A 23,384-nucleotide genomic window follows, 5' to 3' on the forward strand; every position below is an offset into this window, starting at 1 on the left:
GACACGCCTTCCTCTTAGACCTTGGTATCACGATTTTTCTTTTATATATCAGCTAGTTGTAACGACTTTCGGGATCAACAAAAGACTGATAGACCAAGGTCTGAGCGCACGTCAGACAGCGATAGCGGCGCCCCCTGCGGGCGAGCGCATGGCGCCGGGCGGTGAAGTAGTGATCCTGGCAGCCGCAATGATAGCGATAGGGCATGGGGCTGGCCCGACGCGTGTCGAACGCGTGCGTAACCCGCGGCGGCAGGCCAAACAGGCGCTCCATCACGGTACGCCATTCGTGGCCATGGGGTCGCGCCCGGCGCCCGTCGCGCAGATGCCTTACCAGCCAATGAGCCATCTCGTGGGGCACCACCTCGACCAGGTAGGCGTGCCGGTTCTCGCGGTACAGCACCGGATTGAAGCGCAGTCCACCGCGGCCATAATGCGCCTGGCCGGCGCACTTGCCGCGCAGGTCGCACCAGACCTTGGGCCTGGGCAGGGCGGGGTGATACTTGCGGCACAGCTGCCAGGCGGCCTCCACGCGGTCCAGCAGGGTCCGTTTCAGCGCCGCGTCGTCGAGGCTTGCCAGCCACTCGGGGCAAGGTTCGGGAAGTGCAGGTTGTCTCATGACATTCAGCAGTTCAACGTTAGGTCCGACAGGCTGCTAAAATGACGCCTCGCCAAGGCGGCGTCCAGCCCCATTGACCGCTATCCGTCCAGACGTCATGCGAGAGACCCGATGTCCGATACGTCCCTGCCCCAGCCCCTGCTCGAGGACGAAGAGCTTGAACGCCTCGACGATTTTCTCGACTCCGAACACGTCGACCCCGACGCACTGGACCTGATCTCGGCCCATGGTTTCCTCGTCGCTCTGGCCGTGGCCCCGCGTGAACTCGATGCCGCCACCTGGGTGGCCGAGCTGTTCCATGGCGAGCCGACGTTTGCCGACGCCGAGGAGCGCAGCGAGATCCTCGGCCTGTTGGAGAAGCTGCGCCGCAACGCCATCGACACACTGGAACAGGGCGGGTTGCCTGAGCTGCCCTTCGAATTGTCGCTGGACGGCTTGCCGCCGGAGGAAACCCCCATCGGGGATTGGTGCGCCGGCTTCATGGAGAGCGTATTCCTCGACGAGGCGGCCTGGTTCGAGCAGGACGAGGAAACCGTCGCTACCCTGCTGCTGCCGTTCATGGCGCTCTCGGGGCTGTTCGATGACGAACCGGACATGGTCGAAATGATAGCCGACCGCGCACGCCTGGAGTCGCTGGTCGGTCAGCTGCCGGACCTGGTGCTGGACCTCTATCTGCACTACCGCGTGCCGCCGGAGACGCCCAAGCCCATGCCGCGCAAGAAGAAACCCGCGGGACGCGGCGGCAAGCGCGCATAGCGCCGCTCCCCAGCTCACCTGAGTCGTGTCAGCCAGGCATCCACGCTGCCGAACAACCACTCCTTGAAACGCTGCCAGCGCGGCCGACGCACCCACTCCTCGTGGGAAATCTCGCGGCTGGCAGTGAAGTTGCGCTCGAACAGGGCCGCCACCTCAGCGGCGAAGCGGGCATCCTCCACCTCCTGATTGGCTTCGAGGTTCCAGTGCAGGCTCCAGTGGTCGAAGTTGCACGAACCGATGCTCGACCACTGATCGACCAGCGTGAACTTGGCATGGATGAAGGCGGGCTGAAACTCAAAGATACGCACCCCGGCGCGCAGTAGCCGCTTGTAGAAGCGCTGGCCGGCGTAGCGGACGCCCGGGTGATCGTGATCACGCCCCGGCAGCAGCAAGCGCACATCGACGCCACGTCGCGCCGCTCGCAACAGGCGAATCCGCAGGCTGAGAGTGGGTATGAAGTAAGGGGTACACAGCCAGATCCGGCGCTGCGCCGAAGAAACCCGCGCATGCAGTGAGTGACGGATGGCTTGATAGCGATAGCCTTGCCCCCACACCACCCGCCCTCGCATGCCTCGATAGTCCTCGCGTTGGCCCAGCGACAGCGCCAGCTGACGGACTAGCGCGGGATCCCCTTCGCCACGGGTCATCGGCGAATCCCACAAACGCGAGAACAGCCGCACCCAGTCGGCCACGACTGGCCCCTCGATGCGCACCGCTATTTCGTACCAGGCGGAGAGAAACTCGTCGAAGACGCCGAAGCCGCCCGTAAAAGCCTCGCGGCCGTCGATCACCACCAGCTTGCGGTGATTGCGGGTGAGATTGCGCGCCAACGAGCGTAAGCCCAGCGGGTTGAACCAGCGCAGTGCCACCCCCGCCGACTCGAGCCGACGCCGGTCATCGCTCGACAGCCCCATGGCGCCGTAAGCATCCAGCAACAGGGCCACGCTCACGCCGCGCTGCCGGGCCTGCTCCAAGGCTTCGATCAGTGCCGTGGCCAAACGTCCCGACTCCACCAGATAGAGTTCGATCAGTATCGAACGGCGTGCTCCTTCGATCGCCGTGAATATCGCCGGCAGGAAACGCGACGACTCCGCCAGCAGTTCAAAGCGATTGCCTTCTCGCCATACGCCATGCATGGCCTGTCCCCTTACTTGCCGTGAAGCCCGCCACACGTGCGAGCCCCCTGACCCGCAGGCAGCGTCACCGTATACTGGCCCCTGGTTCGATATCGAGGCTATGGGATGCCCCTGACCCAAACGCTGTTCGCTGTGCTGCACGCCCCGTTGAGAGGCCTGATCGAAGCCTGGGTGGAAACTCGGCTGGTCGAACCCGAGCCCACTGAACTGGCACTCGACCCGACACTCCCCACGCTCTATGTGCTGCCCCACCCCGCGCTCTCCGACGCGCTGCTGCTGGCCAGCCTGAGCCAACGGCATGGCTTGCCACCGGTTCGAGGACACTACCGTCTCGGCGACCGGGAATTGCCGGCCTGCGTGGCCCTGCCCGCGCAGCAGCGGCGACTTTGGCGACGTGCCGCCAAGCGCGAGGCCCCCTTTCGCCTCGCCCTGGAGCACTTGGCGGCACATCCTGAAGCCGACGTACAACTGGTGCCCGTCAGCATATTCTGGGGACGCGCCCCGGGGAAGCGTTTCGGCTTCTGGCGCATGCTGGCCGCCGACAGCTGGCAGTTGACCGGGCGGCTACGTCGGGCGCTATCGGTCCTGGTCAACGGCAAGAGCGTCGAGGTGCACTTCGGTGCCCCGCTGCGCCTGCGCGACCTACTCGATGCGCGCGGCCCCGCCGTGGCCAACCGCAAGGGTGCCCGCCTGCTGCGCGTCCACTTCCGTCGCATGCGCACCCGAGTGCTGGGCCCCGATCTCTCCCATCGCCGCACCCTTATAGAGGGCGTGGCGACAAGCCCCGAAGTGCGACGGGTGATTCGCGAGCAGGCCGAACGCGAGAAACGTTCACCCGAACGACTGCAGCGGCGTGCCCTGCGCTATGGACGCGAGATCGCCTCCAACATGACCTACCCGGTGCTGCGTTTTCTCGACGGCGTGCTGCGGCGACTGTGGAACCGCCTGTACGACGGTGTCGAGGTGCGCGGCCTGGAGCGGGTCAAGGCACTCGCCGGCGACCATACGCTGGTTTACGTACCCTGCCATCGCAGCCATATCGATTACCTGCTGCTTTCCTACGTGCTTTACCGCGATGGCCTGATGCCACCTCACATCGCCGCGGGGCGCAACCTGAACATGCCGCTGATCGGCCCGCTGTTGCGCCGTGGCGGAGCCTTCTTCCTGCGCCGCAGTTTTCGCGACAAGCCGCTCTATGCCGCGGTCTTCAACGAGTATCTGCATCGCCTGCTCGAGCGTGGCCATCCGCTGGAATATTTCATCGAGGGCGGCCGTTCACGAAGCGGTCGCATGCTGGAGCCACGCCCCGGCATGCTGGCGATGACGCTGCGCTCGTTTCACCGCAGCGCCACCGGCACCAGTCCGTCTCGGCTGGCCTTCATCCCGGTGTATGTCGGTTACGAGCGTATCATCGAGAATGCCAGCTATCAGCGTGAACTGCGGGGCGGAAAGAAACGCAAGGAATCGCCGTTGGCGCTGCTTCGCGTCCTCGGTCAACTGCGTCAGCCCTTCGGCCGGGTAGCGGTCAATATCGGCGAGCCGCTGTCGCTTGGCTCGTGGCTCGACGACACCGAACGCGACTGGCGTGCTTCTTCGGCCGAATCGAAACCGCCCTGGCTGAATACGGCAGTTTCGCGACTCGGCAACGAACTGGCGCAGAGGATCAACGCGGCAGCGGCGCTGAACCCGGTCAATCTCGTGGCTCTGGTGCTGCTCACCGCCCCCCACCGCGCCATCGAGGCGAGTCTCATGCGTCGCCAGCTCGCCCTGCTGGTTACCCTGCAGCGGCGCCACTCGGGAGGGCAACACGCCAGCCTACCGAAAGGGGAGCCGGAGGAATGGATCGAGCACGTCGTGGCGTTGGGCATGGTCCAGCGCCGCCAACATGCGCTGGGCGACATACTGATGGCCACGCCGGAGCAGGCCAACCTACTGGTCTGGTATCGCAACAACGTGCTGCATCTCTTCGCCCTGGCCGGTCTGACGGCCTTCGCTTTTCGCCATACGCCACGCCACGATCTCGCCAGCCTGCGTGCCCGTCTCGCGCCGCCCTGGCCGATCCTCTCTCGCGAACTGTTCCTCGAAGCGATGCCGCTGGAACAAGCCCTCCCCGACATGCTGGCGGCCCTCGAGGCGGAAGGCCTGCTTCACCGTAACGAAGCCGGCTGGCAACGCCCCGAGGCGCTGGGAGATGCGGAACGGCTCGATCTGCTGGGTCGCTCGATGCAGCCATCGCTCGAACGCGGTTACTTGCTGCTGTCGAGCCTGCTCGGCCAGCCACCCGGTGAGCTGGGCCGTGAAACCCTCACCGAGCGTAGCCAGCAGTTGACCGAGCGCCTGGCAATGCTGTCGGGGCGGGATGCGCCGGAATTCTTCGACCGCAAGCTGTTCGCCAGCCTGATCGGCAACCTCGAGGCCGAAGGCTGGCTGTGGGAGCGTGACGATCGGCTATGGTACGACGAGCGGCTGCGCACCGCCGCGCAACAGTCGCGTGAGCTGTTCGACCCGACACTTCGGCACAGGCTACAGCTCGTCAGCCATGGTTAGGAAAACATTGACGCAGTGCCTGCGCGAGCGAATCGCTGCACTATCGCCGTCATCGCCGGCGGCTACCCGTCGGGTCAGCCGAAATCTGTGCAGGTCATTCCCCCACGAATTCGTGCGCGAATTGGCATCATGCCTTGAGGGAGCGGTGGACGTAGAGGTCATAGCGGCTGGTCTTGCCGTCGATGACATGATGGGGCGCCGGCCCTTCGATGGGCGGCGCCTTGCGCGGCCGCTTGACCACCACGCGGTGGGTGGCGACGTCCAGCGCTGCCTCGAGCAACCGAGGGGCATCGCTGTCATTTCCCGCCAGCTCGCGGAACAGGCGCATCTCTTTTTTCACCAGCGCCGACTTTTCGCGATGGGGAAACATGGGGTCGAGATGAACGACTTGAGGGGCCACCGTGCTGGCGGCGACCAACGCGGCGAGTTCATGGGTGGCATCGCCATGGGCCAGGTGCATGCGGGCGACAATCGCTGCCGTCTCCGGATCCCGGGCGGCGCGCGCCAGGCCATCCGCCAACAGGGCGTGGATCGACGCGACGCGCTCGATCAGCAGTACCTCGGCCCCGAGGCTCGCCAGCACGAAAGCGTCTCGCCCCAGGCCGGCGGTGGCATCGATCACGCTGGGGGTGATGCCCGCGGCAAGACCGCAGGCCCGTGCGACGAGTTGGCCGCGACCGCCACCGAAGCGCCGCCTGTGGGCGGCGCGCCCCTCGACGAAATCGACTCTCAGCGGCTTGCCGTAGCGGGCGGGGTCGCCGGCCAGCACCAGGCCGCCCGCCTCCCGCCGCAGCGTCAGCTCGCCACGACCGAGCGCACCGTCACGAAGCGAAGCGTCCGCCCCGCTCACCCGCCTTTCTGCCACGCCACCTGGTCGCGCAGATAGATCGGCTGGACCTCGTGGGCCATATGCCCGCCATTCGCCGCGTAGTCGCGTGCCGCCAGTACCACCATTTCTTCGGCAGCCGGCTCGGATTCGGCGTCGCGCTGCGTAACGCCTGCCTGTACCTCGGCCGGCATCGCCTCCCATAGCCACCAACCGGAACCGATGCCATACCACCCCGCTTGGCTTGCCTTTTCAGGCAACTGCAGGCGCTGCGGCGGCATCACCGCCTCATCGAGCAGCGCCTCGGTGATACCATCACGGCAGCGCCAGGCGGCGGCGTAGACCTCACCCATGCGCGCATCCATGGCCGTGACGACGTGCTCGACGCCGTGACGGCGATGCGCCGCGAGAGCCAGCGCCTCGAGTGTGGAGACGCCCAGCAACGGTCGATCCAGACCATACGCCAGCCCTTGGGCCACCCCGGCGGCGATGCGCAGCCCGGTGAAGGAACCCGGGCCGCGACCGTAGGCCACGGCGTCCAGATCGGCAGGCGACACGCCTGCCTCGGCCAATACCTCGTCGACCATCGGCAGCAAGCGGCGAGTATGCTCACGGGGCGTCAGGGCAAAACGGGACACGAGCCGCTCTTCGACACCGTCGCGCTGGAGCAGCAGAGCGGCGGAACAAGCGCTGGAAGAGGCATCGAGGGCCAGCAGTATCGGCATAGGGAATATCGCGTCTGAGCATGGACGGACCATTATACGCCGCCGCGCGATGCGGGACGATGACCAGCCTACAACGAGCATGGCCCGCCGAAGCGGGCCATTGCCGGGCTTAACGGGACGAGAACCTCACTCCCCCAGCGCCTCGATCACCTTCTGCGTGATCGCGTCGACGCTGCCCACGCCTTCCACGCGGTGGTAGGCGGGCGCCGCTTCCGGCTCCTGCTGGGCCCACTTCCGGTAGTAGTCGACCAGCGGCGCGGTCTGCTCGTGATACACCGATAGGCGGTTGCGCACGGTGGACTCGCGGTCGTCGTCGCGCTGAATCAACGCCTCACCGGTGACGTCGTCCTTGCCCTCCTGCTTGGGCGGGTTGTACTCGACGTGGTACACCCGGCCGGAGCCGGGGTGCACGCGACGACCCGCCAGGCGCTTGACGATCTCCTCGTCCGCCACGGCGATCTCCAGTACATGATCGATTTTCACCCCTGCGTCCTTCATGGCATCGGCCTGGGGGATGGTGCGCGGAAAACCATCGAACAGGAAGCCGTTCTCGCAGTCGGGCTGGGCGATGCGCTCCTTGACCAGGGAGATGATCAGGTCGTCGGACACCAGGCCGCCGCTGGTCATGATCTCCTTGACCTTCACGCCCAACTCGCTGCCCTCCTTGACGGCCGCACGCAGCATGTCGCCGGTGGAGATCTGCGGAATCTTGTACCGCTCGCAGATGAACTGGGCCTGGGTGCCCTTGCCAGCCCCCGGCGCGCCCAACAGGATCAAACGCATCTCGCTGCTCCTTGAGAGAGTGAAAATTCTTGTGAGTAAACGGAATGTCATGAACGATAACCGCGGCGACGGCACCAGACAACCACAGGCTGCCGGGCGAGCCCCACGCACCCAACCAAAGCTGCTGCCTTTTCAGTCAATTAAGGCCAGGTTGCACTTTGGTCTCCCACCCTAAAGTGGGGGTCGTAAACACCGACGGCGCCCCGGAGGGCGCCGCCGATGCTGTTTCCGGCAATCGTCACATCAGCAAGCGCCGGATGTCACTCAACGCCGCCGCCAGGAAGGCGGTGAAGCGCGCCGCGTCGGCGCCGTTGACGGCCCGGTGGTCGTAGGAGAGGGACAGCGGCATCATCAGCCGCGGCTCGAAATCGGCGCCGTTCCACACCGGTTTCATCTGCGCCTTGGAGACCCCCAGGATGGCAACCTCCGGAGCATTGACGATCGGCGTGAAGGCGGTGCCGCCGATGGAGCCCAAGCTCGAGATGGTGAAACAGCCACCGGTCATCTCCTCGCGCTTGAGTTTCTTCGACTGCGCCTTGCCCGCCAACTCGACACTCTCCTTGGCCAGTTCGATCAGCGACTTGCGATCGGCGTCGCGGATCACCGGCACCATCAGCCCGTCCGGCGTATCTACGGCGACACCGATATGGACGTATTTCTTCCATACCAGGGTCTCGCCATCGCTCTTCAGGCTGACGTTGAACTGGGGGAACCTGCGCAAGGCGAAGGCGCACGCCTTGATCAGGAACGGCAGCGGCGTGAGCTTGGCGCCCTGGGCCTCGGCCTCGGCCTTCATCGACTTGCGGAAGGCTTCCAGCTCGGTGATGTCAGCCTCGTCGAACTGGGTGACATGAGGCACGTTGAGCCAACTGCGATGCAGGTTGGTCGCGCCCATCTTGAGCAGGCGCCCCATCGGCTTCTCTTCCACCTCGCCGAACTGGCTGAAGTCCTGGTCCGGCACCGGCGGGATGCCGGCCCCACCGGTCGCCGCCGGCGCGGCGGCTGCCGGCGCTTTCGCCTGGCCCGCCATGACCTGCTTGACGTAGGCGTGAACGTCTTCCTTCAGCACCCGTTCCTTAGGCCCGCTCGGCTTGACCAGACCCAGGTCGACACCCAGCTCGCGCGCCAGCATGCGCACGGCGGGGCCGGCGTGGACCAGCTTGCCGTCACGCGGCTTGTGCGCCGCCATCTGTGCCTCTGGACTCGGCGTACCGGCCGGCGTCGGCTCGGCCTGGGAGGGCGAAGCCGGCTTCTCACTCGGCTCGCTCGGTGCCTTGCTGGCTTTCGGCGTCGCCGCTCGGGGCTTGGCGCCGGCCACCTCGACATAGCCGATCAGGTCGCCCTCGGAGACGGTGTCACCCTCCTTCACGGTGAGTTCGATCAGCTTGCCCTTGTAGGGGCTCGGCACATCCATGGAAGCCTTGTCGGACTCCAGCGTGATCAGCGGATCTTCCTCGTCGATCTCGTCGCCGGCGCTGACCGCGATCTCGATGATCGGCACGTCGCTCGAGCCGGAGAGATCGGGCACGCGGATCTCCCTGCGCTCGGGCTCGCCACTCGTCGCCTCCTCCTCGGCCGGGGCCTCGGCCTGTTCGGCGGGCCCTGCGGTAGTCTCGACGGCTTCGGGTTCGGTCTCGTCAGGCGCCTCGCCACCTTCTCCGTCAATTTCCATGGAGCCGATCACGTCGCCTTCGGAAACGGTGTCGCCCTCCTTGACGTTGAGCTTGACCAGTTTGCCGCTGTAGGGGCTCGGGACATCCATAGAGGCCTTGTCGGACTCCAGGGTAATCAGAGGATCCTCTTCGCTCACCTCGTCGCCTTCGGAGACGGCGACTTCGATCACCTCGACGTTTTCCGAACCGCCCAGGTCGGGCACCCTGACTTCGACGGTACGCCTGCCGCCGCCGGGGGCCTTCTTCGCCGCCGGCGTCTCCTCGTCATCCCGGGACGCTTGGCGGGGAGCCTCCTCGCGCTTGGCACCGGGCTTCTCCTCGGCTTTCTCTTCCTCTTCGCTACCGGCATCCTCGCTGCCACCGCCCTCCACCTCGAGTTCGACGATGTCGTCGCCTTCGGAAACGGTGTCGCCTTCCTTCACCAGCACGCGGACGACCTTGCCCCCCTTGGGCGATGGCACGTCCATGCTGGCCTTGTCGGACTCCAGCGTGATCAGGGTGTCTTCGGGCTCGATGACATCCCCTTCGGATACGGCGATTTCGATGATTTCGACATCTTCGCTGCCGCCGATGTCGGGAACTTTGATGATTTCGCTACTCAAGGTCGCGCTCCTTCCAAATCGTGCCTGGAACAGGCGGGCCCACGCCCGCCTGGCACCGGATCAGCTCATCAGCGGATTGGGCTTGTTGGGATCAATGTCGTATTTCTTGATCGCCTCGGCGACGACCTTGCGATCCAGCTCGCCGCGGTCGGCCAGTGCCTTGAGTGCCGCTACGGTGACGAAGTAACGATCGACCTCGAAGAAGTGGCGCAGCTTCTCGCGCGTGTCGGAGCGGCCATAGCCGTCGGTCCCCAATACATGGTAGTCGGTCGGCACCCAGGCACGAACCTGATCGGCGAACAACCGCATGTAGTCGGTCGAGGCGATCGCCGGCCCCTTGCGGCCTTCCAGGCAGCGCGTGACGTGTGGCTTGACCGGCTCGTCGGCCGCGTTGAGAAACGCCTCGCGCTCGAGCAACAGCGCCTCGCGGCGCAGCTCGTTGAAGCTGGTGACGCTCCAAACGTCGGCACCCACGCCCCACTCGTCAGCGAGAAGTTGAGCGGCGGCCTCGACCTCGCGCAGGATGGTGCCGGAGCCAAGCAGCTGCACATGCCCCTTGTCGCCCTGATGCTCGCGCAGCAGGTACATGCCCTTGATGATGTCTTCGGCCGGCACTTCCTCGAGTTCGGGGTGCTCGTAGTTCTCGTTCATCACCGTCAGGTAATAGAAGCAGTTCTCCTTGTCGGCGAACATGCGTTTCAGGCCATCCTGCACGATTACCGCCAGCTCGTGGGCGTAGGTGGGATCGTAGCTGCGGCAGTTGGGAATGGTCGCCGCCTGCAGGTGGCTATGACCGTCCTGGTGCTGTAGCCCCTCGCCGTTCAGCGTGGTGCGTCCCGCGGTCCCCCCCACCAGGAAACCGCGCGCCTGCAGGTCGCCGGCGGCCCAGGCCAGGTCGCCGACGCGCTGGAAGCCGAACATGGAGTAGTAGATATAGAACGGCAGCAGCGTCAGGTTGTGGTTGCTGTAGGAGGTGGCAGCCGCCATCCAGGCCGACATGGCGCCCGCCTCGGTGATGCCCTCCTCGAGGATCTGCCCCTTCTTGTCCTCGCGGTAGAACATGATCTGGCCTTTGTCGACGGGCTCGTACTTCTGGCCTTCGGAGGTATAGATGCCGAGCTGGCGGAACATTCCCTCCATGCCGAAGGTACGCGCCTCGTCGGGCACGATGGGCACCACCTGCTTGCCGATCTTCTTGTCCTTCACCAGGCCGTTGAGAACACGCACGAAGGCCATGGTCGTGGAGATCTCGCGCCCCTTGGAACCGGCCAGTTGGGTGGCAAAGGTCTTGTCCTCGAGCGAGGGAATCGGCAGCGCCTCGAAATCGCTGCGACGCTGGGGCAGATAGCCGCCCAGGCGCTCGCGCTGCAGGTGCATGTACTTCAGCTCGGGCGAGTCGTCGTCCGGCTTGTAGTAGGGCACTTCCTTGAGCTGCTCATCGGTCAGCGGAATGCCGAAGCGATCGCGGAATTTCCGCAGCGCCTCGTACTCCATGGTCTTGACCTGGTGGGCTTCCATGGAGGCTTCGCCCTCGCCGCTGCCCATGCCATACCCCTTGACGGTATGCGCCAGGATCACGGTGGGACGGCCGTTGGCGTTGTTGACCGCCTCGTGATAGGCCGCGTAGACCTTGAACGGATCGTGCCCGCCACGGTTGAGACGCCAGATATCCTCGTCGGACATGTCCTTGACCATCTCGGCGGTTTCCGGGTACTTGCCGAAGAAGTGCTCTCGGGTGTAGCTGCCATCGATGGCCTTGTAGTTCTGGTATTCGCCGTCGACCGCCTCGTCCATGCGCTTCTGCAGGATGCCTTTCTTGTCCTTCTCGAACAGCGGATCCCATAGCCGGCCCCAGACCACCTTGAGCACGTTCCAACCGGCACCGCGGAAGACGCCCTCGAGCTCGTCCATGATGCGGCCATTGCCGCGCACCGGCCCGTCGAGGCGCTGCAGGTTGCAGTTGACGACGAAGATCAGGTTGTCGAGCTTCTCACGACTGGCCAGATGAATGGCACCCAGCGACTCCGGCTCGTCGCACTCGCCGTCGCCCATGAAGCACCAGATCTTACGATCGTGCATCGCCCTGAGCTCGCGTGAATCGAGGTATTTCATCACATGAGCCTGGTAGATCGCCTGAATCGGCCCGAGCCCCATGGAAACCGTGGGGAACTGCCAGAAATCCGGCATCAGCCAGGGATGGGGATAGGACGACAGGCCATCGCCGTCGACTTCCTGGCGATACTTGTCCATCTGCGCTTCGGTGAGGCGCCCTTCCAGGTAAGCACGAGCATAGATGCCGGGCGCCACATGCCCCTGGATGTAGACCAGATCGCCTTCGAAGTCGCCATTGGGCGCCCGGAAGAAATGGTTGAAGCCCACATCGTAGAGCGTGGCGGCGGACATGAAGCTGGCGATATGGCCGCCTAGCCCCGGGTTGGCCCGATTGTTGCGAATGACCTGGGCGATCGCGTTGTAGCGGATCAGCGAGCGGATGCGCCGCTCCATGAACAAGTCACCCGGCATCGGCGCTTCGCGGTGCACCGGGATGGTGTTGCGATGCGGCGTGGAAATCGAGAAGGGTGCCTGCATGCCGTCGCGGCGCAACCGGTCGGCCAGGCGTGTCAGCAGGTACCGAGCGCGTTCCTCGCCCTCGCGATCCAGGACCGACTCCAGGGAATCCAGCCATTCCGTGGTTTCGATCGGATCGAAATCTTCTCTTGCCTCCAGACTCATAGACGTCTCTCCGAGTGACAATGTGATGTCAGATGGCCCCAGGCGTAGCGATGGGGCGTGTCTCACTACTGACGATCAGGGGAATGCCAGGCCGCGACGCGGCTCTTGTAGTCATTTTACAGAAGCATATGCAACGAATGGCGTAGAACATACCGTAAAGTGGCTTCCCTGCCAATCGGGAAGGAATGGAATTTTTTTCCATATTTGCTACATTGCATTGCAACACAAGCTGTTACGTCACCTCGTACCGTTCCTCTACCTCATATGCCTTGTATGTAATAAAACTACTGTATGAATTATCCGAGTGAGCGATTGAAGCACTCAGCGAAGGGACGACCTAACGCCCCAGCCAGTATCGGAAATAGGCCCAATCGAAGACGGGCCCCGGGTCGGTCTTGCGCAGCGGCGCCACGCGTGCATGGCTGGTGATACGCGCCGGATCGATGGCCGGATACGTCGCCATCAGCGCCTGCACCGCCGCTGCCAGCGCTCGATACTGTGCGTCACGATAGGCACTGATCTCATCGCCTTCCAGTTCGATACCCACGGTGAAATCGTTGAGCGCACGACGCGCCTGCCCCCTGTCGATCCAGCAGGAACGCCCCGCGTGCCAGGCTCGTCGTTCGAAGGGCACGAACTGCACGCACTCGCCATCGCGGCGAATCAAGAGGTGTGCGGAAACACGCAGTCCGGCAATAGCCGGAAAGTACGGATGGGCGCCCGGATCGAGCGAGTTGGTGAAAAGTTGCTCGATGTGCGCCCCGCCGAACCGACCGGGCGGCAAGCTGATCGAATGCAGCACGATCGCCGAGACTTCGCCGGCGGGACGCTTGTCCTGGTTGGGCGACGGCACGCGGCGCGCCGCATCCAGCCAGCCCTTGTCGATTCGCATGGTATTCCCCTGACGTCCTCACTGATGTTTCCCTATAATGGCGATCTCGATGCTCCATGAACATTGAAAAGGCCTGCCATGCATTATCAGGACGCCCTAGTCGAAGCGATCCGCGAAGCTGCCGCCCACTTGCTGGCCGAGGATGTGGGTCCCGGCGACATCACCGCGCAGCTTATCCCCGAATCGCAGCGAGCCATGGCGCGCGTCATCACGCGCGAGGATGCCATCCTGTGCGGCATGGCCTGGGTCGAAGAGATTTTCCGCCGCCTCGATCCGAGCGTCCGCCTGCGCTGGAACGCCGCCGACGGCGACCGCTTGGAAGCCGGCCAGTGCTTCCTCGAAATCGAAGGCTCCGCCCGCTGCCTGCTCACCGGAGAGCGTGCCGCCCTCAACCTGCTGCAGACGCTCTCCGCCACTGCCACTCGGACCCGCCGCTACGTCGACCTGCTCGACGGTACCGGCGTGCGCCTGCTCGACACCCGCAAGACGCTGCCCGGCATGCGCCTGGCACAGAAGTACGCGGTGACGTGCGGCGGGGGCCACAACCACCGAATCGGCCTCTACGACGCCTTCCTGATCAAGGAGAACCACATCGCGGCCTGCGGTGGCATCGCGGCTGCCGTCAAGGCGGCACGCCGCATCGCCAGCGACCTGCCAGTGGAACTGGAAGTCGAGAATTTCGATGAGCTCGACCAGGCCCTGGCGGCGGGTGCCGACATCGTCATGCTGGATAATTTCTCGCTCGACGACATGCGCGAGGCGGTGCGGCGCAACGCCGGTCGGGCCACGCTGGAAGCCTCCGGCAACGTCGACGAAACCACCCTGCGCCAGATCGCCGAAACCGGCGTCGACTGCATCTCCAGCGGCGCCCTGACCAAGGACATCAACGCGATCGATCTGTCGATGCGTATCGTCGAGCTGCACGATCTCTGAACGCATCGGCCGGTGCCTGTCGCCGGCACGCAACGGTTTCAGGTTTCGATAACCGTCAGGCGTCTCTCGAGGCGTCTCCTCTCGAGCCGCGCCCCCTGCCGCATCACCCCTTCGACGCCGAGGTCACGCCAGCCGCGGCGCAGCAAGGTTTCGGCCAGTAACAGGCTGGCGTCGACGGTCACCCTGTCGACGCCGTGCTCGATCAGCATCCGCTCGGCGTGCACCAGCAGCGTAGAACCGATGCCCCGCCGTACGAGTGAAGGCCACACGTAGAGCGACTCGATGTGCCCCTGGGGAAGGTCGAGCTCCAGGAACCCCACGCAACGTCCGTCACAGGTTGCCACCAGCGTCATATAGAACGCCTGGCGCGCCGCCCAGGCGCTGGCCTCCCGTGGCATTGAGCCGGCCCACGCCTCGCGCTCGGGCATGCTGTAATGGGCCGCGGCGCCCTGCATCACGGCGTGATGGAAGACCTCCGCCTGATCGGCACCGTCACGGGCCTGAGCCTGGCGGTAGCGAATCCGCGGCGTCCGAGCCTGCTGTGACGAGACGTCACTTGTCGTCATCGATTCCATCTCGTTCATGCCCTGAGTGAACTACCCCGCCTGCAGGGTACACAAGCTCGCCGCCGCGGCCAATGGCGGGCATAATCGTCGCCATGACACCCTCTTCTCTTCTTGCCGCCCACTATACGATGCAGCCCATCGGTCATATCGCGAGCGACTTTCCCGACAAGTTCGGCGTACCTCGTCAACCCGGCCTGGCACCGGCCGCCCGTGCTTCGCTGGTCCTCGTCCCGCCGTTCGACGACCCCTTGGCGATACGCGGCCTGGACACCTTCAGTCACCTGTGGCTGACCTTCATCTTCCATCTGAGCCCCGAGCCGAGCACGGCATGGACGCCGCTGGTGCGTCCGCCGCGCCTCGGCGGCAACACCAAGGTCGGCGTGTTCGCCAGCCGCAGCACCCACCGGCCCAACCGGCTGGGGCTATCGCTGGTGGAACTTCGCGATATCGACACCCATCGCGGCATACGCCTGGTGCTGGGCGGCTGCGACCTGGTCGACGGCACCCCGGTGCTCGACATCAAGCCCTATCTGCCTTGGGCCGAGGCCCGCCCAGAAGCCCGAGCCGGCTATGCGCCCGAGGCGCCCCCACAACTGGCGGTGCGTTTCTCCGACGAGGCCGACGCGGCACTGGATGAACGGGACGATGGCGACTCACTGCGTGAACTGATTCGTCAAGTGCTGGCTCAAGATCCCCGTCCGGCCTATCACAGGAGAACGGCGGAGCGAATCTATGGCGTCCGGCTGCGTGACGTGGATGTACGTTTCCAGGTCATGGAGGCTGCTTTGGGGCAAACCGTTCTGCGAGTCGTCGAAATCGCGCCTTCCCCGCCGCGCTGTGATACCCGGCCCGTTTGACCTACGCTGAGCTGCATGAACCCGATCACAAACGCGAGGGGAACTGGCCATGCCTTTGATACTGGAAGGCTTCGTCGCCCTGAGAGTCAGCGGCGGCGGCAAGGAGAGCATTCGCATCGATGCCGATGATTTCACTTACCGTGAAGGCGGCATGAGAGTTCTGGGCGATCAATGCACCAAACACGAATTTCTCTATACCTACGACGAAGATCCTCGCTTCGGGTTGACACTCACGGCGACGGCACTGAACGGTGACGTGGAGGAAAGCAGCCTGCTCATCGATGCGAGGGATGACATCGAAGTCGAAGAGGAGCAGAACACGATCGTCGCCACTTTCGATCATGATCCGGATCAGGACGACGAACCGCTGACGCCGGTGTCCAGCAACTGAAACGGCGCACTCCCCGCCTCCGAGTCAGCGACTCGTCAGGCTCCGGAAAGGCGCCGTTGGCTCAGCCTGGACAGTGACCGCCGCTCCGGTCAGTCGAAGCCGATCCCAATGCGTCGGCCCACTTCCTCATAGGCCTCGATCACGCCGCCCAGGCCTTGGCGGAAGCGATCCTTGTCCATCTTGTTGCGCGTCTCGGCGTCCCACAGGCGACAGCCGTCCGGCGAGAACTCGTCGCCCAGCACGATCTGGCCCTGGAACAGGCCGAACTCGAGCTTATAATCCACCAACAGCAGGCCGCCGTCGGCGAAGAGCTGCTTGAGCACCTCGTTGACCTTGAAGGTGAGCGCTTTCATCTCGGCGAGCTGCTCGGACGTGGCCCAGCCAAAGGTCTCGGCCAACGATTCGTTGATCATAGGATCGTGCAGCGCATCATTCTTGAGGAACAGCTCGAAGGTAGGCGGCACGAGCTCCTTGCCCTCCTCGACACCAAGGCGTTTGACCAGGCCGCCGGCCGCGAGGTTGCGCACCACGCACTCCACCGGAATCATCTCGAGCCTCTTGACCAGGCTTTCGGTGTCGGACAGGCGCTTCACGAAATGGGTGGGAATGCCCGCCCCCTGCAGCGTTTCCATGATGAAGGCGTTGAAGCGGTTATTGACCATGCCCTTGCGCGCCAGGGATTCCATGCGCTCGCCGTCGAAGGCGCTGGTGTCGTCGCGAAAGTGCAGCACGAGCAGGTCGGGGTCGTCGGTGGCATACACCGACTTGGCCTTGCCGGCGTAGAGTTCTTGGCGCTTTTCCATGGGTGTCTCCAATAAGGATGAAGGCATGACCTGAAGGGTGGCAATTCAGTTGATCGCCTGCCAGTGCAGCCCGCGATCCTGGGCGGCGACGATCAGGCGCGACGCATCGCCGTCGAGCAGTGGCGACAGGGCCTCAAGGGCAAGCTCGGGACGGTTGTTGTGTTCCGAAAGGTGCGAACAGACGATACGCTGCAGGCGATCCAGGCCCAGGCGCTGGAGCAGCGCCGCCGCCTGGACGTTGGCCAGATGCCCCCAATTGCCGCCAACGCGGCGCTTGAGCCGTGGTGGATAGGGCCCGATTTCGAGCATGTAGCGGTCGTGGTTGCATTCGAGTATCAAGGCATCGCAGCCGCTGAAGGCTTCGATCACGTGCTCGGTGGGGTGCCCCAGGTCGGTCAACACCCCTAAGCGACGATCACGCGATTCGAAGCGGAACTGGACGGGCTCGCGAGCATCGTGGGGCACGGTGATCGGATCGATCACCAAGCTCCTGATGGCGAAGCGCGACTGAGGGATGATCCAGTGTCGCTGCGGCACCTCACCAAGCCTCCCCGAGAGCCAGGTGCCCGGGGTGAGGTAGACCGGCATCCCGTGGCGACGGGCCAGCGGCCCTACCCCGCGCAGGTGATCGCCGTGTTCATGGGTGACCAGCACCGCATCGAGCTGACGCGGATGCACGCCAAGCCTGGCCAGCCGACGTTCGGCCTCGCGCAGACCGAAACCGCAATCCACCAACACTTGCGTCTCGCCGTCGCTGATCAGCGTGGCGTTGCCCTTGCTGCCGCTACCCAGCGAGGCGAAATTGAGCTTGCCCATGTCCGCGGTCGATGCCGTCTTGACGGTTTGCAGCAAATGCATCAGCGCAACAGGCCCGACACCCGCTCGAGCAGATCGCGTGCATCCTCGTCGGAGAAGGCGCGCTCGCTTTCGTTGACGGCCCGCAGTACGGTGCGCTGCGGCCCTTCGGATTCGAGTACCAGGCGGATGTTCTGCGACATCTGGCGAACGTCCGGGCTGAAGATGATTTGCAACGGATTGCGGTCGCGCTCGGTGAGCGTCATGTAATCGACCAGGAAGTCATGCCGTGCGGGGTTCTGCTCGAGCAGTTCGCGACGCCCCTCCACGGTGAAGTCGGCTTCGAGCTGATGGCTCAGCTCGGCCCAGACGCGGTCGATGTCGAGCGGAATGATGACGCCCCACTCGCCGTCGGGAAGCCGCTCGATGCGCAGGCGATCCTCGCTCGCGATCTGCTGGCCGGCCAGCGAAGCGGCGCTTGCCGTGGCAGTGCGAGCGCTGAAGTGCTGCTCCAGCGCATCGAGGCAGGCTGTCACCGAGCGACCATTCTGGTCGCAACGCACCTCGCTGTCGCCGGCACGCAGTCCGGGGCGGACACTCAGTTGGCCTTGGGCGGTTTCCAGCACGCCACGGCGATCGTCGCTCGCTTGTACCTGCAATCCCCGAGCGCGGGCGAAATCCTGCAGCTGCGGCCAGACCATGCTCGGATCGGCGCCCACCACCAGCCAGCGGTCGTTACCGATCTCGCGCCGCTCGACGAAATCACGCTCCGCGCCGCCCGACATCAGGCGTTCGGGGCTCGGCGCGCGAAAGCGCTTGTCGCTCCGATGCAGATCACTGCTGGCTTCCGGTACCGGCATGGCGTCCCGGTAACGCTGCTCGTTGCGCCCCTCCGGCAGGACCAGGGGCGCACTGCGCTGGGCCTCCACATAATCGATGTTGCGATCGTCATAGAAGCCTTCTCGGGCACAGCCGGCGGTGGCCAAGGCAACGGCCGCCACCAGCGGCATCCATTTCAGCGCAGAATTCATGCTTCCACCTTGCAGTCAGTTATCGGGACCTCGGGGTCGACCCGCGAGCGTCAGTCTTCGATGACGCCGGCCAGTTGCAGGGCCTCATCTACCGTCGCATGATACTTCTCGGACAGCCATGTGAGTGGCAGGCGTATGCCCGGCTCGATCAGCCCCATGCGATGCAGTGCCCACTTGACCGGGATCGGGTTCGATTCGATCCCCAGGTTGGTATGCAGCGGCATCAGTCGGGTATTGATCTGATGAGCACGGTCGGCGTCTGCCGCCACCGCGGCAACGCAAAGTTCATGCATGGCCTTGGGAGCGACGTTGGCGGTCACCGAGATATCGCCGTTGCCCCCCATCAGCATGAACTCGCAGGCGGTGCCGTCATCGCCGGAGTAGAGCATGAAGCCGCTACCTTTGAGACGAGCGATGAGGTCCTCGGCGCGCTCCAGGTTGCCGGTGGCGTCCTTGAGCCCGACGATGCCGTCGACCTCGGCCAGGCGCATGACGGTCTCGTTGTAGAGGTCGGCGCAGGTGCGGCCGGGCACGTTGTAGAGAATGACCGGCAGTCGGCTGCCTTCGGCCACGGCCTTGAAGTGACGATAGAGGCCTTCCTGGGTCGGCTTGTTGTAGTAGGGACACACCGATAGACAGTAGTCGGCCCCCACTTCGCTGGCATAGCGCGCCAGCTCCACGGCTTCGGATGTCGCGTTGGCACCGGTACCGGCGATTACCGGAATGCGTCCATCGACCTCTTCCACCACGGCCCGAATCACATCGAAGTGTTCGGCGAACGACATGGTGGTGGGCTCACCGGTGGTGCCCGCCGCAACGATGCCGTCGGTGCCGTTGTCCAGATGGAAATTCACCAAGCGGCGCAACGCCTCCCAGTCGATGTCGCCATTGGCCTTCATCGGCGTCGCCAGGGCGACGATACTGCCAGTGATCATCCTGTCGTTCCTCTACGCATGAGCCGCTCTGCTGCACCAGGGCGCCGCTCGCCAGCACACCCTCGATGCAAAGGGTAAATGGTACTCAGGCGGCACAAGCGTGTACAGCACGGCGGATAGCTCTTTGACAGCTCGGACCGGGTTGCGTGTAATCGGGCCTCGCGAGCCGGCACCTCCGCGCCGGCCTTCCCGTCCGTCCCACATGGGCCATCACCGAAAGGAGCCCCCATGACGCTTGTCATCGGCCAACCCGTACCCGACTTCACCGCCCCCGCCACCGGCGACAACACGATTACGCTCTCCGACCTGAAGGGACGCCAGGTGGTCGTCTATTTCTATCCCAAGGCCAGCACACCCGGCTGCACGACCGAGGGAGGCGACTTTCGCGATCGCAAGGCGGATTTCGATGCGGTCAATACGACCGTGCTGGGCGTCTCCCGCGACGGCATACGCGCCCAGGAGAATTTCAAGGCCAAGCAAGGCTTCAACTTCGAACTGATCTCCGACAAGGACGAAACGGTTTGCCGGCTGTTCGATGTCATCAAGCTCAAGAAGCTCTACGGCAAGGAGCACCTCGGCATCGAGCGCAGCACTTTCCTGATCGACGCCGAAGGCAGGCTGGTCCGCGAATGGCGCGGGGTCAAGGTGAAGGGGCACGCCGACGAAGTGCTGCAGGCCGCCCAGGCACTGCACGCCGGCAGCTGATTCCGTCACCCGGCCGGCAAGAGACGCGCCCTGCCTATTTGCCGGCCGGCTCCTCCAGCTCGATCACCTCGCGCGAATCATGATAATGCCGAATCCCCCGCGGCCAGGCATACACTAACGCCTTGAGCAGGGTGGCCAGCGGGATGGCGAAGAAGATACCCCAGAAGCCCCATACGCCGCCAAAGAACAGCACCGCCAGGATGATCGATACCGGATGCAGGTTGACCGCCTCCGAAAACAGGATCGGTACCAGCACGTTGCCATCGAGTGCCTGGATCACGCCATAGGCGATCAGCACGTAGAGGAACTGCTCGGACATGCCGAAGTGGAAGCCGGCCACCGCCGCCACCGGCAACGTGGCCACCGCGGCGCCAATGTAGGGCACCAGCACCGAGAACCCCACCAGTACCGCCAGCAGCGCCGAGTAGGGCAGACCGAAGAAGGCGAAGGTGAAGAACGACACCGTGCCGACGATGAAGATTTCGATGAACTTGCCACGTACGTAGTTGGCGATCTGAGCGTCCATCTCCTGCCAGATGCGCGTCATCAGGGTGCGCTGCTGTGGCAAAAGCGAAAGCGTGAACCCCACGAGTTGCTGACGATCCTTGAGCAGGAAGAAGACCAGGATCGGCACCAGCACCAGGTAGATGATCAGCGCCAGAATATTGCCCAGCGACGCCAGCGATAGGGTCAGGGCACGCTGTCCGAACTGGGTGAACTCGCGCCCGGCCACGGCGATCCACTCCTGGACCTGGTCGGGTGTCACCAGATTGGGGTAACGCTCCTGTACCTCATCCAACCAGCGCTGACCGCTGGCGAACATGCGTGGCGTCTCCTGAACCAGCCCCACGAGCTGATTCCAGATCAAGGGCATCAGGATGAAGGCCAACGCCAGCAGGACGCCGATGAAAGCGAGAAAAACGATGATCACCGCCAGCAGGTGCGGCACGCCCCGCCGCGTCAACGCATTGACCGCTCCCTGCAGCAGGAAGGCAATCACCAGAGCGGTGAAAAACGGTGCCAGCATGTGGCCGAACAGGATCACCGCGGCGAACCCCAACACCAGCAGCACCAGTAGGATGACCGCCTCTTCATCGGAGAAATAGTGGTCGATCCAGCCCTTGAATACCTGGCGTAGGGTCATGTGGTGGGCTCCGCGCCCTTGCGTAGCCAGTAGTGGTAAACCTCGCCGCGCTCCTCGCGCGCCACCAGCTCGTGAATGCTGTTCTCGGCGAAGGTTTCGAAATCCCGCCAGGAACCGGCATCGGTCGCCCTGATTTCAAGCAACTGCCCGCCACTCAGACGGGCCAGCGCCTGTTTGGCCTTGAGCAGCGGCAGCGGGCAAGGCAGGCCGCAGGCATCGAGCACGTCATCTGGTTGCAGCGCCATGGTGTCCCCCGGAGAAAGAATGAACTGCCGCGATGACCCTTTGTGCTTGCACAAAAGGGTGAAACCCCTGAGATTTAAAGGCACTTTGCAGGCCGAATCAATGTCGGATGGATAACCGACGCCGCTTCGAAGAGACAGCACATGCTGCGCAACCCACGAACCCATCTGAGCCGCGGCGCCATCGCGCTGACCCTGAGCTTGGCGCTGGTCGTCCCCGCCCCCGTCGTCGCGGTGGATGACTATGGCCTGCCAAGCCTCACCGGCAGCAGCCAGGCCGTGACCGGCGAAGAATTCCGCCTCGGACGTGCCTGGCTGCGCCAATTCCGCGCCCGGGCTCCTCTCTGGCAGGATGCCATTGCCCAGGATTACCTCGAGTCGCTGGTGACGCGACTGATGCCTTACAGCGAGCTCACCGATACGCGCACGGTGGTGACCCTGGTGGATAGCCGCGCCCTGAACGCCTTCGCCGTGCCGGGTGGCGTGATCGGCGTCAATGCCGGGCTGTTCGCCTTCGCCGATGAAGAGGATGCCGTCGCCTCGGTACTGGCGCACGAACTCGGCCACCTGTCACAGCGCCACTATGCGCGCGGTCAGGCGCGCGCCGAGCAGACCCAGCTGCCCGCCATGGCGGCCATGCTCGCCGGCATGCTAATCGCTGCCGGCGGCGGCGGCGATGCCGGCATCGCCGCCGCCATGGGCTCCCAGGCTGCTTTCATTCAGGATCAGCTGGCCTATTCGCGGCGCTTCGAGCAGGAAGCCGACCGCATCGGGCTGCAAGCCATGGCGCAGGCCGGGTATGACCCACAGGCCATGGTACGGATGTTTCGCGCCATGCAGCGTCAGGTCAGCCTGCAGGGAGGCAACCCGCCGGAGTTCCTGCTCACGCACCCGCTTACCGAATCGCGTATCAGCGACGCCGAATCGCGCGCCTCCCAGATCGAACCCGCCCAGGCCCGCGAAGACGATCCGACCTATCACCTGATCCGCGCGCGGGCGCTGCTGACGGTTCACGAACGTGACCCGCAGCAAGCCGCCACGCGCCTGGCTCAAGACGACGCCCCGGAAGCGGCCAGGCGCTACCTGGATGCCCTGATCGCCGCCGAGCGAGGTCAGGTCGACAGCGCGCTCGACGAGCTCGATACGCTGGCCCGGGAGCTACCCGATCTTGCCATGATCCCGGCCAGCGCGGCCGAAGTCGCCTTCGATGCAGGACGCTACGACGTTGCCATCGAGCGCAGCCGGCGCCTGCTGCGGCTCATGCCGGGCTATGTGCCCGCTACCCAGCTGCTCGGCGAGGCGATGCTGCAGCGCGACCCCGATGAAGCATACCGCCTGCTGCGCGAGCTGGCCGATCGACGCCCCGAGGATCCACAGGTTTTCACCTTGCTGGCGGAAGCCGCCGGGCGCAGCGGTCGCGAGGCTTGGGGACATCTGGCCCGGGCCGAGCACATGCAGCTCACCGGCGAGATCGACCGCGCCATCCGCCAGCTCGACGTGGCCCGCCGAGTTGCGGAGCAGAGCGGAGCCACCAACGCCGCGGCACGCATCGAGCAGCGGCGGGAGGATTTCGTGGGCTATCGCGAAACGATGGAGAAGTTTCAGTAGCTGAAAGCGGGAAGCTGGAAGGCTGCATCATGCGACCAGCGCTGACATCAAGGGCTGTCTTCCAGCTTCAGGCTTACAACCACGA

At 64.6% G+C, this 23,384-nt stretch carries 22 protein-coding genes; 7 read left to right on the forward strand and 15 right to left on the reverse strand.

The features are described from left to right. Positions 1 to 52 precede the first annotated feature (52 nt). The gene (locus F0A17_RS10705; RefSeq protein ID WP_149328341.1) at positions 53 to 616 is read right to left on the reverse strand and encodes a SprT family zinc-dependent metalloprotease; all 564 of its coding nucleotides are present in this window, start codon (positions 614 to 616) and stop codon (positions 53 to 55) included. Positions 617 to 727: 111 nt separating this feature from the next. On the opposite strand from F0A17_RS10705, the gene F0A17_RS10710 reads away from it, so the two are divergent. Beyond that, on the forward strand, positions 728 to 1,372 hold the full coding sequence (locus F0A17_RS10710) for a YecA/YgfB family protein (protein ID WP_149328342.1): 645 nt from the start codon (positions 728 to 730) through the stop codon (positions 1,370 to 1,372). 14 nt (positions 1,373 to 1,386) lie between these two features. Here the strand turns inward: F0A17_RS10710 and F0A17_RS10715 are convergent, their stop codons facing one another. Further along, a complete protein-coding gene (locus tag F0A17_RS10715; protein WP_149328343.1) occupies positions 1,387 to 2,508 on the reverse strand; it encodes a phospholipase D-like domain-containing protein in 1,122 nt (373 codons plus the stop codon). Positions 2,509 to 2,613: 105 nt separating this feature from the next. Here F0A17_RS10715 and plsB point away from each other — a divergent pair, with 105 nt between their 5' ends. After that, positions 2,614 to 5,055, forward strand: coding sequence for a glycerol-3-phosphate 1-O-acyltransferase PlsB (plsB, locus tag F0A17_RS10720; protein WP_149328344.1), 2,442 nt, complete (start codon positions 2,614 to 2,616; stop codon positions 5,053 to 5,055). Between the two features lie 127 nt (positions 5,056 to 5,182). On the opposite strand, the gene F0A17_RS10725 is transcribed toward plsB, so the two are convergent. From F0A17_RS10725 to ampD, 6 genes are all read right to left on the reverse strand, one after another. After that, complete coding sequence (locus F0A17_RS10725; RefSeq protein WP_228716906.1) at positions 5,183 to 5,854, reverse strand: class I SAM-dependent methyltransferase; 672 nt, start codon at positions 5,852 to 5,854, stop codon at positions 5,183 to 5,185. A gap of 47 nt (positions 5,855 to 5,901) precedes the next feature. Next, positions 5,902 to 6,606 carry a tRNA (adenosine(37)-N6)-threonylcarbamoyltransferase complex dimerization subunit type 1 TsaB gene (gene tsaB, locus F0A17_RS10730; protein WP_149328346.1) on the reverse strand — a complete coding sequence of 235 codons (705 nt, stop codon included), beginning with the start codon at positions 6,604 to 6,606 and terminating at the stop codon, positions 5,902 to 5,904. A 126-nt stretch (positions 6,607 to 6,732) separates the two neighbouring features. Further along, the gene (gene adk, locus F0A17_RS10735; protein ID WP_149328347.1) at positions 6,733 to 7,389 is read right to left on the reverse strand and encodes an adenylate kinase; all 657 of its coding nucleotides are present in this window, start codon (positions 7,387 to 7,389) and stop codon (positions 6,733 to 6,735) included. A gap of 238 nt (positions 7,390 to 7,627) precedes the next feature. Beyond that, positions 7,628 to 9,664 (reverse strand): pyruvate dehydrogenase complex dihydrolipoyllysine-residue acetyltransferase, encoded by a 2,037-nt coding sequence (gene aceF / locus F0A17_RS10740; RefSeq protein ID WP_149328348.1) that lies wholly within the window; start codon positions 9,662 to 9,664, stop codon positions 7,628 to 7,630. 60 nt (positions 9,665 to 9,724) lie between these two features. Further along, positions 9,725 to 12,397 (reverse strand): pyruvate dehydrogenase (acetyl-transferring), homodimeric type, encoded by a 2,673-nt coding sequence (gene aceE, locus F0A17_RS10745; RefSeq protein WP_149328349.1) that lies wholly within the window; start codon positions 12,395 to 12,397, stop codon positions 9,725 to 9,727. Between the two features lie 337 nt (positions 12,398 to 12,734). Then, a complete protein-coding gene (gene ampD, locus F0A17_RS10750; RefSeq protein WP_149328350.1) occupies positions 12,735 to 13,289 on the reverse strand; it encodes a 1,6-anhydro-N-acetylmuramyl-L-alanine amidase AmpD in 555 nt (184 codons plus the stop codon). 78 nt (positions 13,290 to 13,367) lie between these two features. On the opposite strand from ampD, the gene nadC reads away from it, so the two are divergent. After that, positions 13,368 to 14,222, forward strand: a complete 855-nt coding sequence (nadC, locus tag F0A17_RS10755) for a carboxylating nicotinate-nucleotide diphosphorylase (protein ID WP_149328351.1) — start codon at positions 13,368 to 13,370, stop codon at positions 14,220 to 14,222. Positions 14,223 to 14,260: 38 nt separating this feature from the next. Here the strand turns inward: nadC and F0A17_RS10760 are convergent, their stop codons facing one another. Further along, a complete protein-coding gene (locus tag F0A17_RS10760) occupies positions 14,261 to 14,788 on the reverse strand; it encodes a GNAT family N-acetyltransferase (protein WP_149328352.1) in 528 nt (175 codons plus the stop codon). Positions 14,789 to 14,880: 92 nt separating this feature from the next. Between F0A17_RS10760 and tsaA the strand changes: the two genes are divergently transcribed. Both tsaA and F0A17_RS10770 read left to right on the forward strand, forming a co-directional pair. Continuing rightward, positions 14,881 to 15,645, forward strand: a complete 765-nt coding sequence (tsaA, locus tag F0A17_RS10765) for a tRNA (N6-threonylcarbamoyladenosine(37)-N6)-methyltransferase TrmO (protein WP_228716877.1) — start codon at positions 14,881 to 14,883, stop codon at positions 15,643 to 15,645. A 49-nt stretch (positions 15,646 to 15,694) separates the two neighbouring features. Then, the gene (locus F0A17_RS10770; protein WP_149328353.1) at positions 15,695 to 16,036 is read left to right on the forward strand and encodes a hypothetical protein; all 342 of its coding nucleotides are present in this window, start codon (positions 15,695 to 15,697) and stop codon (positions 16,034 to 16,036) included. Between the two features lie 89 nt (positions 16,037 to 16,125). On the opposite strand, the gene purC is transcribed toward F0A17_RS10770, so the two are convergent. The 4 genes from purC to dapA are packed head-to-tail and all read right to left on the reverse strand — an operon-like array spanning position 16,126 to position 19,600. Further along, positions 16,126 to 16,839 (reverse strand): phosphoribosylaminoimidazolesuccinocarboxamide synthase, encoded by a 714-nt coding sequence (gene purC, locus F0A17_RS10775; protein WP_149328354.1) that lies wholly within the window; start codon positions 16,837 to 16,839, stop codon positions 16,126 to 16,128. Positions 16,840 to 16,884: 45 nt separating this feature from the next. Beyond that, entirely contained in the window at positions 16,885 to 17,697 is an 813-nt protein-coding gene (locus tag F0A17_RS10780) for an MBL fold metallo-hydrolase (RefSeq protein ID WP_228716878.1), read from the reverse strand. Beyond that, positions 17,697 to 18,665, reverse strand: a complete 969-nt coding sequence (locus F0A17_RS10785; RefSeq protein WP_228716879.1) for an outer membrane protein assembly factor BamC — start codon at positions 18,663 to 18,665, stop codon at positions 17,697 to 17,699. Before F0A17_RS10785 ends, F0A17_RS10780 begins: the two co-directional genes overlap by 1 nt. Before the next feature lie 50 nt (positions 18,666 to 18,715). Further along, a complete protein-coding gene (gene dapA, locus F0A17_RS10790; RefSeq protein WP_149328355.1) occupies positions 18,716 to 19,600 on the reverse strand; it encodes a 4-hydroxy-tetrahydrodipicolinate synthase in 885 nt (294 codons plus the stop codon). 228 nt (positions 19,601 to 19,828) lie between these two features. Here dapA and F0A17_RS10795 point away from each other — a divergent pair, with 228 nt between their 5' ends. Continuing rightward, positions 19,829 to 20,305, forward strand: coding sequence for a peroxiredoxin (locus tag F0A17_RS10795; protein WP_149328356.1), 477 nt, complete (start codon positions 19,829 to 19,831; stop codon positions 20,303 to 20,305). A gap of 34 nt (positions 20,306 to 20,339) precedes the next feature. Here the strand turns inward: F0A17_RS10795 and F0A17_RS10800 are convergent, their stop codons facing one another. Beyond that, complete coding sequence (locus F0A17_RS10800) at positions 20,340 to 21,449, reverse strand: AI-2E family transporter (protein ID WP_149328357.1); 1,110 nt, start codon at positions 21,447 to 21,449, stop codon at positions 20,340 to 20,342. Beyond that, positions 21,446 to 21,694, reverse strand: a complete 249-nt coding sequence (locus F0A17_RS10805) for a sulfurtransferase TusA family protein (protein WP_149328358.1) — start codon at positions 21,692 to 21,694, stop codon at positions 21,446 to 21,448. The genes F0A17_RS10800 and F0A17_RS10805 overlap by 4 nt, the downstream gene beginning before the upstream one ends. A gap of 141 nt (positions 21,695 to 21,835) precedes the next feature. Here F0A17_RS10805 and F0A17_RS10810 point away from each other — a divergent pair, with 141 nt between their 5' ends. After that, positions 21,836 to 23,299, forward strand: a complete 1,464-nt coding sequence (locus F0A17_RS10810) for a M48 family metalloprotease (protein ID WP_149328359.1) — start codon at positions 21,836 to 21,838, stop codon at positions 23,297 to 23,299. The last annotated feature ends 85 nt before the right edge of the window (positions 23,300 to 23,384 follow it).

Origin of the sequence: Billgrantia pellis (assembly GCF_008297955.1) — a bacterium.
GTDB lineage: Bacteria > Pseudomonadota > Gammaproteobacteria > Pseudomonadales > Halomonadaceae > Halomonas > Halomonas pellis.

Bases quoted from the DNA above. Each gene is read 5' to 3' on its own strand.
- F0A17_RS10705 (WP_149328341.1), bottom strand. From the start codon at position 616: ATGAGACAACCTGCACTTCCCGAACCTTGCCCCGAGTGGCTGGCAAGC.
- F0A17_RS10710 (WP_149328342.1), top strand. From the start codon at position 728: ATGTCCGATACGTCCCTGCCCCAGCCCCTGCTCGAGGACGAAGAGCTT.
- F0A17_RS10715 (WP_149328343.1), bottom strand. From the start codon at position 2,508: ATGCATGGCGTATGGCGAGAAGGCAATCGCTTTGAACTGCTGGCGGAG.
- plsB (WP_149328344.1), top strand. From the start codon at position 2,614: ATGCCCCTGACCCAAACGCTGTTCGCTGTGCTGCACGCCCCGTTGAGA.
- tsaB (WP_149328346.1), bottom strand. From the start codon at position 6,606: ATGCCGATACTGCTGGCCCTCGATGCCTCTTCCAGCGCTTGTTCCGCC.
- adk (WP_149328347.1), bottom strand. From the start codon at position 7,389: ATGCGTTTGATCCTGTTGGGCGCGCCGGGGGCTGGCAAGGGCACCCAG.
- aceE (WP_149328349.1), bottom strand. From the start codon at position 12,397: ATGAGTCTGGAGGCAAGAGAAGATTTCGATCCGATCGAAACCACGGAA.
- ampD (WP_149328350.1), bottom strand. From the start codon at position 13,289: ATGCGAATCGACAAGGGCTGGCTGGATGCGGCGCGCCGCGTGCCGTCG.
- nadC (WP_149328351.1), top strand. From the start codon at position 13,368: ATGCATTATCAGGACGCCCTAGTCGAAGCGATCCGCGAAGCTGCCGCC.
- F0A17_RS10760 (WP_149328352.1), bottom strand. From the start codon at position 14,788: ATGACGACAAGTGACGTCTCGTCACAGCAGGCTCGGACGCCGCGGATT.
- tsaA (WP_228716877.1), top strand. From the start codon at position 14,881: ATGACACCCTCTTCTCTTCTTGCCGCCCACTATACGATGCAGCCCATC.
- F0A17_RS10770 (WP_149328353.1), top strand. From the start codon at position 15,695: ATGCCTTTGATACTGGAAGGCTTCGTCGCCCTGAGAGTCAGCGGCGGC.
- purC (WP_149328354.1), bottom strand. From the start codon at position 16,839: ATGGAAAAGCGCCAAGAACTCTACGCCGGCAAGGCCAAGTCGGTGTAT.
- F0A17_RS10780 (WP_228716878.1), bottom strand. From the start codon at position 17,697: ATGCATTTGCTGCAAACCGTCAAGACGGCATCGACCGCGGACATGGGC.
- F0A17_RS10785 (WP_228716879.1), bottom strand. From the start codon at position 18,665: ATGAATTCTGCGCTGAAATGGATGCCGCTGGTGGCGGCCGTTGCCTTG.
- dapA (WP_149328355.1), bottom strand. From the start codon at position 19,600: ATGATCACTGGCAGTATCGTCGCCCTGGCGACGCCGATGAAGGCCAAT.
- F0A17_RS10795 (WP_149328356.1), top strand. From the start codon at position 19,829: ATGACGCTTGTCATCGGCCAACCCGTACCCGACTTCACCGCCCCCGCC.
- F0A17_RS10800 (WP_149328357.1), bottom strand. From the start codon at position 21,449: ATGACCCTACGCCAGGTATTCAAGGGCTGGATCGACCACTATTTCTCC.
- F0A17_RS10805 (WP_149328358.1), bottom strand. From the start codon at position 21,694: ATGGCGCTGCAACCAGATGACGTGCTCGATGCCTGCGGCCTGCCTTGC.
- F0A17_RS10810 (WP_149328359.1), top strand. From the start codon at position 21,836: ATGCTGCGCAACCCACGAACCCATCTGAGCCGCGGCGCCATCGCGCTG.